General features: G+C 37.3%; 12 protein-coding genes and 2 pseudogenes. 5 read left to right on the top strand and 9 right to left on the bottom strand.

Annotated elements, in window-relative coordinates:
* Window positions 1-243: 243 nt before the first annotated feature.
* Both IPM92_07005 and IPM92_07000 read right to left on the bottom strand, forming a co-directional pair.
* On the bottom strand, window positions 244-1,872 hold the full coding sequence (locus IPM92_07005; protein ID MBK9108125.1) for an acyl-CoA carboxylase subunit beta: 1,629 nt from the start codon (window positions 1,870-1,872) through the stop codon (window positions 244-246).
* Between the two features lie 29 nt (window positions 1,873-1,901).
* Window positions 1,902-3,350, bottom strand: a complete 1,449-nt coding sequence (locus tag IPM92_07000) for a trypsin-like peptidase domain-containing protein (protein ID MBK9108124.1) — start codon at window positions 3,348-3,350, stop codon at window positions 1,902-1,904.
* A gap of 78 nt (window positions 3,351-3,428) precedes the next feature.
* Between IPM92_07000 and dapF the strand changes: the two genes are divergently transcribed.
* Complete coding sequence (dapF, locus tag IPM92_06995; GenBank protein MBK9108123.1) at window positions 3,429-4,208, top strand: diaminopimelate epimerase; 780 nt, start codon at window positions 3,429-3,431, stop codon at window positions 4,206-4,208.
* Here the strand turns inward: dapF and IPM92_06990 are convergent.
* Entirely contained in the window at window positions 4,203-4,532 is a 330-nt protein-coding gene (locus IPM92_06990) for a tetratricopeptide repeat protein (GenBank protein MBK9108122.1), read from the bottom strand. The genes dapF and IPM92_06990 overlap by 6 nt on opposite strands.
* Window positions 4,533-4,582: 50 nt before the next feature.
* Here IPM92_06990 and IPM92_06985 point away from each other — a divergent pair.
* From IPM92_06985 to IPM92_06975, 3 genes and pseudogenes are all read left to right on the top strand, one after another.
* Window positions 4,583-5,322, top strand: a pseudogene (locus IPM92_06985) (electron transfer flavoprotein beta subunit/FixA family protein).
* A 7-nt stretch (window positions 5,323-5,329) separates the two neighbouring features.
* Window positions 5,330-6,277: an electron transfer flavoprotein subunit alpha/FixB family protein gene (locus tag IPM92_06980; protein ID MBK9108121.1), complete on the top strand. Its 948-nt coding sequence runs from the start codon at window positions 5,330-5,332 to the stop codon at window positions 6,275-6,277.
* 9 nt (window positions 6,278-6,286) lie between these two features.
* Window positions 6,287-6,877, top strand: coding sequence for a bifunctional nuclease family protein (locus IPM92_06975; GenBank protein ID MBK9108120.1), 591 nt, complete (start codon window positions 6,287-6,289; stop codon window positions 6,875-6,877).
* Window positions 6,878-7,154: 277 nt separating this feature from the next.
* Here the strand turns inward: IPM92_06975 and IPM92_06970 are convergent, their stop codons facing one another.
* The gene (locus IPM92_06970; protein ID MBK9108119.1) at window positions 7,155-8,186 is read right to left on the bottom strand and encodes an aminotransferase class I/II-fold pyridoxal phosphate-dependent enzyme; all 1,032 of its coding nucleotides are present in this window, start codon (window positions 8,184-8,186) and stop codon (window positions 7,155-7,157) included.
* An 87-nt stretch (window positions 8,187-8,273) separates the two neighbouring features.
* Window positions 8,274-9,122, bottom strand: coding sequence for a hypothetical protein (locus IPM92_06965; GenBank protein ID MBK9108118.1), 849 nt, complete (start codon window positions 9,120-9,122; stop codon window positions 8,274-8,276).
* Window positions 9,123-9,247: 125 nt separating this feature from the next.
* On the opposite strand from IPM92_06965, the pseudogene lepA reads away from it, so the two are divergent.
* A pseudogene (lepA, locus tag IPM92_06960) lies at window positions 9,248-11,042 on the top strand (elongation factor 4).
* Window positions 11,043-11,062: 20 nt separating this feature from the next.
* On the opposite strand, the gene IPM92_06955 reads toward lepA, so the two are convergent.
* From IPM92_06955 to rpmG, 4 genes are all read right to left on the bottom strand, one after another.
* A complete protein-coding gene (locus IPM92_06955) occupies window positions 11,063-13,483 on the bottom strand; it encodes a T9SS type A sorting domain-containing protein (protein MBK9108117.1) in 2,421 nt (806 codons plus the stop codon).
* 76 nt (window positions 13,484-13,559) lie between these two features.
* Window positions 13,560-14,531, bottom strand: coding sequence for a signal recognition particle-docking protein FtsY (ftsY, locus tag IPM92_06950; GenBank protein MBK9108116.1), 972 nt, complete (start codon window positions 14,529-14,531; stop codon window positions 13,560-13,562).
* A gap of 76 nt (window positions 14,532-14,607) precedes the next feature.
* Window positions 14,608-14,784, bottom strand: coding sequence for a DUF4295 family protein (locus IPM92_06945; protein ID MBK9108115.1), 177 nt, complete (start codon window positions 14,782-14,784; stop codon window positions 14,608-14,610).
* Between the two features lie 2 nt (window positions 14,785-14,786).
* Window positions 14,787-14,975: a 50S ribosomal protein L33 gene (gene rpmG / locus IPM92_06940; GenBank protein MBK9108114.1), complete on the bottom strand. Its 189-nt coding sequence runs from the start codon at window positions 14,973-14,975 to the stop codon at window positions 14,787-14,789.
* Window positions 14,976-14,978: the final 3 nt, after the last annotated feature.

The following is a 14,978-nucleotide window of genomic DNA, read 5'->3' as shown; positions in this document are numbered from 1 at the left end:
AAATATGGAATTGCCAGGTCTGAACAGGAATTGTTGGTTCGTATATTTATTTTGAATTATAGAAAAGGTAAATCCGGAATCTATGCGCGGTTTTGAATTGAAGTTATAATGCATACTTTGAGCATTTAAAGAATTGCATTCATTAAAGTCAAAAGTAAGGATAGTGATTGTTACAAATAGTTTTAAAAGCCGGAGCATGTTCAGAATTTATAAGGTGTATGCTAAAGCTAAGATAAACAGGAATTAAGTCTGTATAATACCAGGGTTGAATTTTTTTAGTTTTCCATAAGCGGCAGCTTCAATCCCCATTATGATCCAATCCCGGGAATGCAGGGGATCTATCATTGCATCCACCCAGAGGCGTGCAGCAGCATAATACGGACTAGTTTGCTTTGTATATCTATCGTTAATTTCATCAAACAATTTTTTCTCATCATCTTCTGTGAGTTGCTCTCCTTTTGCTTTCATTGAACTTATTTGTATTTGAGTGAGAACTTTTGCAGCTTGAGAACCTCCCATTACTGCGATCTTAGCACTTGGCCAGGCTAGGATAAAACGAGGGTCATACGCTTTTCCACACATCGCATAATTTCCTGCACCATAAGAGTTTCCAATGATAATGGAAAATTTAGGGACCGTTGAATTTGCCACAGCATTCACCATTTTGGCGCCATCTTTTATAATGCCGCCATGTTCCGAGCGGGTACCTACCATAAAACCTGTGACATCATGCAAAAAAAGGAGTGGTATTTTTTTTTGATTGCAGTTCATAATGAAACGGCTTGCTTTATCAGCGGAATCTGAATAAATTACACCACCCATTTGCATTTCACCTTTAGCCGATTTTACGATTCTTCGGTCATTAGCAACTATTCCAATGGCATATCCTCCAATACGAGCGTAGGCACACAATACAGTTTTGCCATATTCTTTTTTATAATATACAATTGACTCAGCGTCGACAAGACAATCAAGAATGTCACCCATATTGTAAGGCTTTAATCCATCAGCAGGATATATTTTCAAAATATCTTCTGCAGATCGAGCCGGATTCCTTGCATCACGCAAATCAAAATTTGTTAGTTTCTGTAAGTTGATTTTATCTACCAGCGATTTTATAGTATCGAGGCATTCTTTATCATCTTTCATTTTATAATCAGTGACTCCAGAAATTTCACAATGTGTTCTTGCGCCTCCTAAAGTTTCCTGATCTGCCTCTTCGCCAATTGCAGCTTTTACAAGATAAGGCCCTGCTAAAAAAATGGATCCGGTTTTTTCGACGATTAATGCCTCATCTGACATAATTGGTAGGTAAGCTCCACCTGCGACACAACTACCCATAATTGCAGCAATCTGAGGTATACCTTTCGAAGATAGTATTGCATTGTTTCGAAATATTCTTCCAAAATTTTCTTTGTCTGGAAAAATTTCATCTTGTAAAGGCAAAAACACGCCTGCACTGTCGACCAAATAAATAATTGGAATGTGATTCTCCATTGCAATCTCCTGAGCTCTGAGGTTTTTTTTGCCGGTGATAGGAAACCATGCTCCGGCTTTTACGGTAGCATCATTAGCAACGATGATACACAATTTACCTTTAATATAACCTAATGTGACAATAACTCCAGCGGCAGGACAGCCTCCGTATTCTGAATACATTTCATAAGCTGCTAAAGCACCGATTTCAAATCTGGGGCTGTTTGCATCTAATAAATATGCTATGCGCTCTCTGGCTGTTAGCTTTCCATCATTTCTTTGAGCCTCTAATTTTTTAATTCCGCCACCTTCCCCGATTTTGTCGAGGATTCGCTCCAGTTTTGTTAAAGCTAATTTAAACTGATCTTCGTTTTGATTACTTTGTATATGCTCCATAGAAATGCGCTTGACAAATTTGATGTTGTTTAATATTTATTAAATCGGTAGGGATATTTTCCCTGATATTTTTCATAAAATCCATTGAGCAGTACATTTCGATCAGCGTTTTTAATATTTTCCACCAAATCATCCGTATTTCGAATGGGATTGCCATTTAATGATGTAATGATATAATTGGGTGCCATGTTAGTATTTTCAATGATGCTGTTTTCATAAATACTCAACACTTTTACTCCGCTTGTTTTAAATTGGGTTTTCTCTTCAGCTGTGAGATCTCTTACTTCCATTCCCAATTCCAAAAGTTCGCGATCTCTTCGGGTACTCACCATTCCAATGGTATTCGCTTGATTTTTCAAGATGGCTTCTGTGGATATACGCTTGGAGGATCTCCAATAATCAATTTTGATTTTGGTTCCAGGTCTCATTCGGCCGATGATCTCCTGTAGTTCAGGGACTGTTTTTATGGTTCTGTTATTGATTGAAATAATGATGTCTTCAGGTTTTAGTCCTGCAACATCTGCAGCGCCATTTTTTGTAGTATTACTTATAAAAACGCCTTCAACGGCATCTAAACCATATAATTTTGCCCGCTCACTGTTTACTTCTTCAATGACAACTCCCAGCAATCCGCGTTGCACCGTGCCAAAGTCCTTAAGATCCCAAACCACTTTTTGAACGAGTTTAGACGGGATAGAGAAAGAATATCCTTCGTATCTGCCTGTCTGACTCAAAATGGCCGTGTTAATTCCGATAAGCTTTCCAGAAGTATTGACTAATGCCCCGCCGCTATTCCCAGGATTCACAGCTGCATCAGTTTGTATAAAAGATTCAATCCGGTATTGCTGATTGTTTAATATATTGATGTTCCTGGCTTTTGCAGAAATGATTCCCGCAGTTACCGTTGATTGTAATCTCAAAGGATTGCCTACTGCAAGGACCCATTCTCCAACCATGCTTGAATCAGAATTGCCAAACTCCAGATATGGCAAATTTGCATCTTCGAGCTTTAGTAATGCTATGTCAGTAGTAGGATCCGTACCAATCAGTTCAGCAACATATTCCCGGTTGTTATTTAATAGGACTCTAATGGTTTGAGCATTTTCCACAACATGATTATTAGTTACGATATATCCATCAGGGCTAATAATGACTCCCGATCCTGTGGCTTGGCCTCTTTTCGACATAAAAAATAAAGGATCATCCTGTTCCACAGAGGATTCAATGTAAACCACAGCGGGAGTTGCCATAGCAGCTGCAGCCACAAAATTGGGAGGTGACTGCACCAAAAACGGGGATGCCTGGTTTGGCCCTGAGGTTAAATCAGCATGCAAATTCTCTGTAAGGGACTGTCTTTGCGTGAAATATGCATTTTGCTCGATACCTGACGGATACTTATAGTTGATGTAAACGCCAACGCTAACCAGACTCAAAGAGACAGCAGCCAGGATGGTTAATAAATTAAATTTAAGCGACATACGTATATAAAGTTTATATAATGTAATATTCTATATCAAAAACTGTGCCTTCAGCACAAGTTTCGTTAATCTTGCCTTATGGAACGAATGATTCCCTTTGAAAAATATGAGGCGACAGGAAATGATTTTGTCCTGTTCGATTTCTTTGAGAGTGAGTGGTTTGATATCAATGATCATGCGCTTATTTATAACATTTGCCAGCCACATTTTGGTGTGGGTGCTGATGGTTTATTAATCCTAAAACCCCATACATCATTTGATTTTGAAATGCTTTATTATAATGCAGACGGCAACCGTTCCAGTTTTTGCGGAAATGGCAGCAGAGCCTCAGTGCTTTATATGGCAAACAAACAAAATAAAAAGGAATTAAGTTTTATGGCTATGGATGGTCCTCATCTTGGCATATTACACAATGGGGTAGTTTCTGTTCAAATGAAGGATATCCCAAACCTTGTAAATCATGAATTGGGGACTATCATTGAAAGTGGTTCACCGCATCTAATGGTGGAAATAGATAATCCTTTTGAATCTGATATAAACACGGAAGGCCAAAAAATTCGAAGAAAATTTGATCCTGATGGAATTAATGTAAACTTTCTAAAAGTTGAAGATGATTTTATTACCATCGCAACTTATGAAAGGGGAGTGGAGGCTGAAACTTTAGCTTGTGGTACGGGCGTCACCGCTGCTGCTTATTTTGCCAATCGTAAAAATAATGCTCAAGGCCAACAAACTTTAAAAATTAAAGCCAAAGGTGGATTTTTAGAAGTTAAAATGCTACTTTCCGGTGAATTGGCAACAGACATTTGGTTAAGTGGACCTAGCCGTAAAGTATACAGCGGGTTTTATGTATTATGATTGTTCAATTTCCAGATTTAAAAGCACGGCTTTGAGTTCTGAAACTGAATGTAAATCGTTGGTTAACTGTGCTTTAATAATACCTTTTTGATAGATTTCTTTTGCTTTATTCCAATCTTCGCACTGTTCATATATTTTTCCCAGATGGAAATAGACGCCTGTGTATTCTGGGTCTGTGTCTAATATTTTTAAGTAAAATTCTTTTGCTTTTTCATATTCCTGAAGATTTTCAAACTCCTTAGCGATTGCAAATCTGAGAAATGAATTTAAAGGATCATCTTCGAGCATTTTTAATAATTGTTGCAGACGGTTCGTGGTGTTCATTCCTAAGCTATTAACCGTAAATATATATCTTTGCGTCAAATAGAAAGAAAGTGAATTTTTTAGTTTGCATAAGCAAAACAGCGGATACAACTTCGAAAATTGCATTTCATGCAGATGGAAAACAGTTTGTAGAAGAAGGTGTTCAGTTTATACTAAATCCTTACGATGAATGGTATGGACTTGTTAGAGCCATTGAACTCAGAGATCTGTTCGGTGGTCAAGTAGATGTGGTCCATGTTGGATTGGCTAGTTCAGATATTTTAATCAGAAAAGCATTGGCTATTGGTGCAGATGCTGCATATAGGATAGATCTTGAGCCTGATCATGCTTTTTCGGTTGCAAGCCAGATTGCTGCATTTGCCAAAGATCGAAATTATGATCTTATTTTTACTGGTAAAGAAACGATCGATTACAATAACGCGGAAGTCGGCTCTTTGCTTTCTGAATTGCTACAAAAACCATTTATTTCCCTTTGCAGTCATATGGAATTATCAGATCGCACAGCCATTTGTAAATGCGATATTGAAGGTGGCACACAGACTCTTGAAGTGCAATTGCCCATTATCGTTTCATCGGCAAAAGGTATGGCAGAGCAAAAATCCCAAACATGAAAGGCATTATTGATGCCAAAAAGAAACCACTTGAAGTAATTTCAGGCGTGGATGTTCAGTCTAAAATCAATCTCATAAAATACGAAATTCCCGAGGGCAAAAAAGGAGTTCGAATGATCGATCCTTTGAATACGGATGAATTAGTTGCCATTTTCAAAAATGAATTAAAAATAATCTAATCCAAAAATGATATTAGTAATTTGTGAGTCGAAGTCTGGAAGTTTATCTAAAAATTCAGCCGAAGCCTTAAGTTTTGGAATTTCAATTGCCCAATCTAGCGGAAAAAAAGTAACAGCTCTTGTTCCTTCAATTCTGGATAAAACGGCGCTCCAACAATTTAAATTAGATCATATTTATAGTTTTAATGCAGTTCATGAAATGGACGCAGAAAATTATTCAAAGCTCATAGATTTGGTTTGTCAAAAGTTGCAACCTGAATACCTTATATGTAGCAATAATTCATTGGGGAAAGCGATGGGTGGAAAACTTTCCGTAAAACTGAATGCAGGTTTAATCAGTAATGTTATCGGATATCATTTTATAGATGGTAAACTTCAATTTAAAAAGAGTGTATTTTCAGGAAAAGCATTTGCCTGGTACCAGGCAGAAACATTTCCTTGTATAATTTCGTTATTGCCTCATGCTTTCGGTGTATTGGAGTCGCAAGCTATGAATGTAAATTTGGTTGAAGATTTAAATTATAATTTGGAGCCATCACCTATAATCCATAAAGAGTTAAATCTTGCTAAAGGTAAAACGCCATTGACTGAGGCAGATGTTGTGGTTTCAGGAGGTAGAGGACTTAAAGAAGCCGCTAACTTTAGTATGATCGAAGAGCTTGCAGAATTGCTCAATGCTGGAACTGCTTGTTCACGTCCTGTTGCCGATGCTGGTTGGCGACCACACCATGAACACGTCGGACAAACAGGAACGGCCATTCGACCTAATGTTTATATCGCTGTTGGTATCTCAGGAGCTATTCAACATTTGGCTGGGGTCAATAATTCAAAAAAAATAATTGTTATTAATAAGGATGCAGATGCGCCTTTTTTTAAAGCTGCTGATTATGGTATATGTGGAGACTTGTTTGAAGTAGTACCAAAATTGATAGAAGCTTTGAGAAAATGTAAATAAAATAGAAGAATGCCCAATCAGGACAATAAATTACTGGAACTCGAAATTATAGCTTTGTCACATAGTGTGACGCAATCACAGAATTATGCGATTGTTTTAGGAGAATTAGAGGGAAACCGACGACTACCAATTGTTATTGGTGGATATGAAGCACAAGCGATTGCGGTAGTCCTGGAAAGGATGACTCCAAACAGACCTTTGACTCATGATCTTTTTAAAAATGCTCTGTCTTCTTTTGGTATTGAAATCAAAGAAATTATCATTAGCAATTTAGTCGATGGTATATTTTACTCTGAACTCATCTGCGAAAAGGATGGTGAGATTTTAAAAATAGATTCCAGAACTTCTGATGCATTAGCATTAGCTGTCCGATTTGAGTGTCCAATATTTACTTATGAATTTATCATGGATGCAGCCGGCGTAGTACTTGATGAAACAGAAGAAGAAACGGTTAAAAAGCCTGTTAAAAAAGAAGAGCCCATGAAATCTTTTAACAGCTATAGTACCCAAGATCTTGAGTCCTTACTCAAAAAGGTTTTGGAGGAAGAAAACTATGAAAAAGCTGCACACATCAGGGATGAATTAAACCGGCGTAAATAGGACAGAATTGACAAGATTAGCAAGATTTCTGGATTTGCAGAAATATTGAATATAATGGTTGAAAGATATATGCTTTATATGCTAAGGAATTATTAATGTGTTTGTGATTTTAAATTAAGTGAAGCTTTCAAAGTTATTTTGGTTTTAGCAATGTGATGAAAATTTTGAACAGAAGCCTGAGTTGAATTAATAAGATTTGCAGTATTCGTTAATCTTATAGACACCAGATTGCTAAATATTGCCAGGTAAGAATTTTATCAATTGCGGTGTGAAAATATTATACCTCAATATTTCTAAGTACTGGGAGTAATCTGTCTAACATTTCTTCTGTGAAATCTAGATGCGTTACAAATCGAACCATATGAAGCCCAAACGCATGCGCTAAAATATTTTGATCTTTTAACTGTTGAAGAAATTTTTGGGCGGGTAATTCCGATTTGAGTTCAAAAATGATAATGTTTGTATATACTGGTTTTATGGATGCAACGTAATCGCATTTTTGTAAACATGCTTCAATCTGCTTGGCTCTGATATGGTCTTCCTTGAGCCGTTTTGCATTGTTTTCTAAGGCATAGATTCCGGCAGCTGCTAAAAGCCCTGATTGTCGCATACCACCACCCATCACTTTCCGAATTTTACGTGCAATTGAAATAAATGTTGCGGATCCAATCAATACAGACCCTACAGGTGCCCCAAGGCCTTTCGACAAACAAATCGATATGGAATCAAAGTAAGCGCCTAGTTCAGCCGTTGTATAATTACTTTCAATAATAGCATTAAAAATTCTAGCCCCATCCATATGGAGTTTTAAGTTCTGTTCTTTGCAGAAAAGGGATATGTTTTTGATTTCTTCAAGTGTATAATAATTTCCTCCAGCTCTGTTTCCGGTGTTTTCTAATACCACTAATTGTGTATTTGGAAACCAATCAAAATTTGGACGAATATTGGATTGAATGAGTTCCACATCTAATTTACCATTTTTTGATATTATTGGAGTCACTGCAATTCCACTGTGAAAAGCATAACCGCCTACTTCAAATTGATAAACATGGCTGTTGACTTCACAAATCATTTCATCTAAAGGTTTCGTATGAGCTTTGATGGCTATTTGATTAGCCATGGTTCCTGAAGGACAAAACAGTCCAGCTTCCATGCCAAAAGTTGCAGAAAGTATTTCTTCTAATTTATTAACACTCGGGTCTTCCCTAAATACATCATCGCCTGTTTTAGCAGCCATCATAAATTTTAACATTTCTATGCTGGGCTGGGTAATGGTGTCGCTAATGAGATTGATAAGTGGAGCCTTCATTTGCCTTGGATTAAAATAAGGTCAAATATACTTGCCTGCCGAATTATGATGAGGAAGTAAAATTGCAATTTATGAAAAAGACTATTTTTAGTGTGAGCTAAAATGAAATCCATTGCCGGAAATGACATTGTAGCCTATCAAGTTGCTGTATTTGGTCGATAGATTTTGAAAGAAATTTTGCATTTCAAGATCAGACCATTTATGAGTGTAATAAAAATTTCGATAACTACCGACAAAGCCTGGATTATATGTTAGAACAACAGTATTGTTGTCCTTGATGTCGAAATATGAATAATACCCTTTGGGTAACCAATTGGTATAACAATCAAATTCAAGGTCTTTGATGAAATTTTGCAACATGATTTCATTCGTCGGATCGGATCCGATAGGATATACGAATCCCCAAACGAGATTATTTGGTATTTTATAAGTTTGAGGATATTTGAGTTGAAGTCCCTGGCCTTCTGAAATAGTCATTAAGTACTCTTTGGGTGCAGAATAAATCTGTGCTTTGATGAGACTTGCATTTCCGAGTTCAATGAGGATATTTAAAGTATCAGTAAAAGTGGGGAGCGCAATGCGACTCTTAAGCGGAAACTGCTTTTGGAAACAATCATTCGCTTTATAGGAATCCAATACTTCAATTTGTATTTCATTGGCATTTACAGTGGAGTGGTAAACCAATGAATCTGATTGACAATATTGAGAAGTAATAGAGCTTAATTCTAAAAATAATTGTCGGGTTCCACCTGGCAAGACTTCCTCCTGTATGATTGCATAAAACTCAGAAGGAATCTTTATATAATTTTCCTCGGGCTTTGAACAAGCATTTAGTAAGATCACGACTATTAAAAACAGGTAACTTCTCATAAATTCTACTTTAAATGTAACGAATACTTCGGTAATATGCTGCTTTAGTTCATATAGAAAACGCAAACAAAGCGTTAATACTTGCTAATCAAAGCGTTTTAGTTAAAATTGGGGATATAAATTAAAGATTTTTTCCTGAATTCTCGAGCAAGCCAGCAAATAATCAGGTAATTTCGCGCAGTTTTTAAATTATGGACCACATCCGAAATTTTTGTGTTATTGCCCATATCGATCATGGAAAGAGCACCCTTTCTGATCGCCTATTGGAGTTTACTAAAACCATTTCTTCAAGGGATATGCAAAACCAGGCGCTTGACGATATGGATCTTGAGCGGGAAAGAGGGATTACGATCAAAGCACATGCAATTCAACTACAGTATGATCATACTGATGGTAAGAAATATACTTTAAACTTAATAGATACTCCCGGACACGTAGACTTTTCTTATGAGGTCTCGAGGTCTATCGCAGCTTGTGAAGGCGCACTGCTGCTCGTCGATGCTACCCAGGGCATCCAGGCTCAAACCATATCAAATTTGTATATGGCCATTGAACATAATTTGGAGATCATACCAATTCTGAATAAGATTGATATGGAAAGTGCCATGATAGATCAAGTGAGTGACCAAATTATTGACTTGATTGGTTGCGACAAATCAGATATCGTTTTGGCCAGCGGTAAAACGGGACAAGGGATCGAAGAATTACTCAAAGCCATAGTGGATCGAATTCCACCTCCAAAAGGAAATCCTGATGGGCCCCTACAAGCATTAATATTTGACTCCGTTTATAACACATTTCGGGGCATCATTATTTATTTCAGGATCTTGAATGGAGTGATTCAAAAAGGAGATAAAATCAGGTTTTATAATGCGGGAAAAGATTATGATGCAGAAGAAATTGGTGTTCTCAAGATGACCCTTTTGCCCAAGCCAAATTTGGGATGCGGCGATGTAGGATATATCATTACTGGTATTAAAGATGCTAAAGATGTAAAAGTTGGCGATACCATAACTAAAGTTTCCAACCCTTGTTCTGAAGCAATCAAAGGATTCGAGGAAGTAAAACCTATGGTCTTTGCAGGTATTTATCCGGTTGAGAATGAATATTTCGAGGATTTGCGGGATAGCCTGGAAAAATTACAGCTCAATGATTCGTCATTAATTTATGAACCGGAAACTTCACTTGCTTTAGGATTTGGTTTTCGCTGTGGTTTTTTGGGAATGCTGCATTTGGAAATTATTCAGGAAAGACTTTCAAGAGAATTCAATCAGGAGGTAATCACCACGGTTCCAAACGTTTCTTATCATGCGCAAACGACGAGAGGTGAATTTCTCATTATTAATACACCAAATGATTTACCTGAACCCAATTTTCTAGAGTATGTAGAAGAACCTTATATTTCAGCGCAGATCATTACAAAGCCCGATTATATTGGCGCTATTATAAAACTATGTATGGATAAAAGGGGTATTTTAACGAAACAACATTACCTCACTACGGATCGCGTAGAATTGATGTTTGAAATGCCACTTGCTGAAATTGTTTTTGATTTTTTACGATCGTCTAAAATCTTCTACCCGAGGTTATGCCTCATTTGATTACCATCCCTTGAATTACCGGAAATCGGATCTCGTGAAATTGGATATTAAACTCAACGGGGATAATGTGGATGCGCTGACAGCATTGGTGCACCGCAGCAAAGCAGAATCTGTGGGTCGAAGAATGTGTTCCAAGCTAAAAGAAATTTTGCCTAAGCACCAGTTTGTGATCGCCATCCAGGCCGCTATTGGAGGAAAAATTATTGCACGAGAAACCATCAGCGCCATGCGTAAAGATGTTACCGCTAAATGTTATGGCGGCGATATATCCCGTAAACGGAAATTGCTTGAAAAACAAAAAGAAGGTAAGAAGAAAATGCGGCAAATTGGAACAATCGATGTTCCACAAAAAGCATTTCTTGATGTCCTTAAGTTAGATGAATAAAATTCAGTTTCTGAATCTTATCACAGTTTAAATATCTTAAAACTTTGCACCGAGTTACCGGTTTTGATGAGTAAATAATATGGTCCCGATGCAATTTCACTGAAGTCCAATCTTGCACCAATATCCTGACTTTGATAATTCAGGATCTTATTTCCCTGAAAATTGTAAAGTTCAATATCATGTTTCTCACCATTGATGAATCCGCTAATGCTGATCACTGAAGTGAATGGATTTGGTTTTATAACCACAGGATTTATATAAGATTTATCATCTGCAATGATCAGTTTAATCGCATAAGGTCCATAGATATATATGCATCCTTCGAAGTAGACTTTTACATAATAAACACCGGCATCTAAATCTTTACCTGATTTGTTTACAATATTGCCTTGTACATCAATAATTTCAATCGAATCATAGTTGTTTGGATACATCGTTATACTGCCGGCCTGAATTTCTATTCGATCTGTTATAATAACAGAATCGATGGCAAACAAACTATCCGGATAAACGAGGCCTGTATCAAGTTTAAGTTGGCAATTTGTTGTATCCAATATCAATATCTTAAGGGAATCTGGTCTGTCTGTGACAACAGTCAAAATAGTATCTGATAAAATTTGTAACGTATCGGCTTGTTCAATAAAAAGTAAGCGCGAATGGTTGGTATTTTTAATGGAAAGCGTAAATGATGCATGGTCACCATAACATTTTTCGAAATAACTTGTATCAAGACTTAGTTGGATGGGATTGCTGATATTTACTTTTACTTCAGCTGTCGTAAAATTATTGTTAGCATCTTCGGCACGATACGTCAGGACACTGAGGCCTATTGGAAATATTTCACCAGCTTTAGGTCCTCCAGTCTGTTCAAATTTAAGGATTCCGCAAGCATCATTTGCATTAAATGCGGGTACCATAATATTACAATAACTGAATGAAGTATCAGCCCAATGATTGATTACAGGTTTAATCGTATCGTTGATCGTTATTTGAATAGTGTCATAAGATTTATTTCCAAATTTATCCTCTGCAGTTAAATAATAATCTCTTGTTCCCACATTCAAGCAATTCAAACTGTCTAAATTAATTTCTAAGCTTGGCAAAGAATCGCAATTATCGATTAAAATATTTATATAATCTTTCGCTTGAATAACTGCAATTCCTGCTTGATTCAAATAGACCGTTCCGTTTTTTCCGACAAGCATGGGTGCAATAGTATCTGTACTGCTGAGCAAATATGATTTGAAAGTGCCACAATTTTTGGAATCAGTTATAGTTATGGTATAACTTCCCACAGGTTTATTTAAAATATTTGCTGTTGTTTCGCCGGAGCTCCATTTGTATTTATAAGGTGGAGTTGCACCAGAAACTAACACTTGTATGGCGCCCGAAGAATCGTTCGGGCAAAAGGGATTTTTAAACTGTAATTCTTCAATGGTATAATTTTCAGGTTGCAGAATCTCAAAGTTGCCACTGCTTTGGCAATTTTTAGAATCGGAAACAGTGTATCCATACATGCCGGCACTTAAATTATTCGAAGAACCAGAGGAGTAGACAAAAGTATAGGGTGGGGTACCACCGAATGCGTTGACCATAACACTGCCATCTCTACCTCCGGGGCAAGTCACATGTTTGGTGACCTGTGCAATACTTGTTAGTAGGGTAGGTTGGGTAATGTTGGTGCTTGCAGTTGCTGTGCTGGAGGCATTGTCGGTCACAGTAACGATATAGTTGCCTGCTGAAAGTCCTGTTACGGGATTGTCGGTGCTACCATTAGACCATTCATAGGTATATGGAGGATTACCACCTGTGGCATTGGCTGTTGCTGTGCCATCAGCTTCTCCAAAACAACTCACATTTGTTTTAGAGCTTATAGAAGCGATCAAAGGATCCCCACCTCCAACAATTGTTCCCGAGAAAACAGAATTAATGACAGCATCTCCACTAGATGAGTTATTATTATTTACCATGTTTCCTGCAAAATAAAAATTTACAGTTGTACCATTTGGTCCATTAGGAGATCTCCATTCAATATCCCAGCTGACGGTATTGCCGGATATAGTCTTAGCGCCTCTTTGGTCAATATACTCTCTTCCCCCTGAGAAAGAAGTTCCTGTTTCACCGTTTACGCTGCTTAGATTGCCCACATTCTGATTGGATTGATTCACTGCAACAAGCTGAAAACCAGCTCTTGATGGAGAGCCACTGGTCACATCAATCGTTACGGTAACCGGATACGTCGTATTAGGATCAATCATGCTTGGAATGCCATCAATTGTAACATTGCCCTGAAAACTTCCGCCACCATGACAATTTGAGCAAATGCCATCAAAAGGGGCTCCGGTATTGCCATCCGGCGGATTACCGGAATTTGATAAAAGAAATACGCCTATTACGATGCTGGAAAGTAAATACCATTTCCGTGAAAGTGGATTTTTCATTTGATTTGATTCTTGAATACAATAATAAAGGGAAAACCTATAAAAAGAGGAACTTTAACACTTGATGAGTTCTTTTTTAGCCCTGAAGAACTTGCGTTTTTGAGAAAAGAGATTCAACAAACGCTCTTTTATTGAAGACTTGCATCTGTTCTATGCCTTCACCAACTCCAATGTATTTAATGGGTATATGGAATTGATCTGATATTCCCAAAGCCACTCCACCTTTTGCAGTACCATCGAGTTTAGTAAGAATCAAACCCGTGAGTTCGGCACTCTTGCTGAATTGTTTACATTGCTCAATTGCATTTTGTCCGGTGGTCGCATCTAAAACCAATAATACTTCATGAGGAGCACCGGGTATAGATTTTGAAATACTCCTGTTCATTTTTGAAAGCTCTGCCATCAAATTTATTTTGGTATGTAACCTTCCGGCTGTATCGATAATGGCAATATCAATTTTGTGTTGGACTGCATATTGACAAGCTTCAAATGCAACTGCCGAAGGGTCTGCTCCCATGCCTTTGCTAAAAAAATGACAGCCAACTCTTTCAGACCAGATTTTTAATTGATCTTCAGCTGCAGCCCGAAAAGTATCTCCAGCAGCAATTAATACCGTTTTATTGAGTTTCCTAAGTTGATAGGCTAGTTTTCCGATGGATGTTGTTTTTCCTACACCATTTACCCCAACTACTAGAATAACATGCGGGTTTGTGCTTCCTGTATAATAATCCTCGAGATCTTCGGTCGTATTTTCGGTCAATAGATTCGAAATTTCTTCCTTCAACAATTCAACAACTTCATCGTATTGAAAATACTTGTCTTTTTCGACCCGTGCTTCAAGTCGCTTAATAATCTTGACCGTCGTTTCCAAACCAACATCTGAACCTATGAGTATTGATTCCAATTCATCCAGGAAGTTTTCATCAATTTTGCTCTTACCAACCAGCGTCTTAGCCAATTTACTTAATAAGCCTTCTTTTGTTTTATGAAGTCCCTTTTGGAGTTCCTGTTCTCTGTCTTTATTGAAAAATCTATCAAAAAATCCCATTTGCCGATGCTATAAATAAAAAAAGAAGCCCCCTTAATTGAAAGCTTCTCTTATTGAAATAAATTTTGTGGATATCTTATTTTGATTGTTCGAAGAACTCTTTCACTTTGTCTTTGTGAACGATCATTTCTTTATAAGTGTATTTACCGGTAACCGGGTCTTTGATAGATTTGATTACCTTAACGTGATCCCTTCCGGAACCTGCATTCGCTGCTCTCTGAGCAACACGGGCGTTTTTCGATACTTTAGCCATAATTACTTAATTTCTTTGTGAACGGTATACTTTTTCAATATAGGATTGTATTTTTTTAATTCAATCCGATCAGGAGTATTTTTTTTGTTTTTCTCACTGACATATCTGGAGGTGCCCGGTAAACCACTGTTTTTGTGTTCGGTACACTCAAGTATGATTTGCTGTCTGTTGCCTTTTGACTTCTTAGCCATATT

Source organism: Saprospiraceae bacterium (assembly GCA_016719615.1).
GTDB lineage: Bacteria > Bacteroidota > Bacteroidia > Chitinophagales > Saprospiraceae > Vicinibacter.
The sequence above is the reverse complement of the archived record's forward strand: the minus strand, read 5'-3'. Positions and strand labels throughout refer to the sequence as shown.

Excerpts from the sequence above, each read along its gene's own strand:
- IPM92_06990 (MBK9108122.1), bottom strand. The coding sequence starts at position 4,532 with ATGAACACCACGAACCGTCTGCAACAATTATTAAAAATGCTCGAAGAT.
- IPM92_07000 (MBK9108124.1), bottom strand. The coding sequence starts at position 3,350 with ATGTCGCTTAAATTTAATTTATTAACCATCCTGGCTGCTGTCTCTTTG.
- IPM92_06945 (MBK9108115.1), bottom strand. The coding sequence starts at position 14,784 with ATGGCTAAAGTATCGAAAAACGCCCGTGTTGCTCAGAGAGCAGCGAAT.
- rpmG (MBK9108114.1), bottom strand. The coding sequence starts at position 14,975 with ATGGCTAAGAAGTCAAAAGGCAACAGACAGCAAATCATACTTGAGTGT.
- IPM92_06970 (MBK9108119.1), bottom strand. The coding sequence starts at position 8,186 with ATGAAGGCTCCACTTATCAATCTCATTAGCGACACCATTACCCAGCCC.
- IPM92_07005 (MBK9108125.1), bottom strand. The coding sequence starts at position 1,872 with ATGGAGCATATACAAAGTAATCAAAACGAAGATCAGTTTAAATTAGCT.
- IPM92_06955 (MBK9108117.1), bottom strand. The coding sequence starts at position 13,483 with ATGAAAAATCCACTTTCACGGAAATGGTATTTACTTTCCAGCATCGTA.
- dapF (MBK9108123.1), top strand. The coding sequence starts at position 3,429 with ATGGAACGAATGATTCCCTTTGAAAAATATGAGGCGACAGGAAATGAT.
- IPM92_06975 (MBK9108120.1), top strand. The coding sequence starts at position 6,287 with ATGCCCAATCAGGACAATAAATTACTGGAACTCGAAATTATAGCTTTG.
- IPM92_06980 (MBK9108121.1), top strand. The coding sequence starts at position 5,330 with ATGATATTAGTAATTTGTGAGTCGAAGTCTGGAAGTTTATCTAAAAAT.
- ftsY (MBK9108116.1), bottom strand. The coding sequence starts at position 14,531 with ATGGGATTTTTTGATAGATTTTTCAATAAAGACAGAGAACAGGAACTC.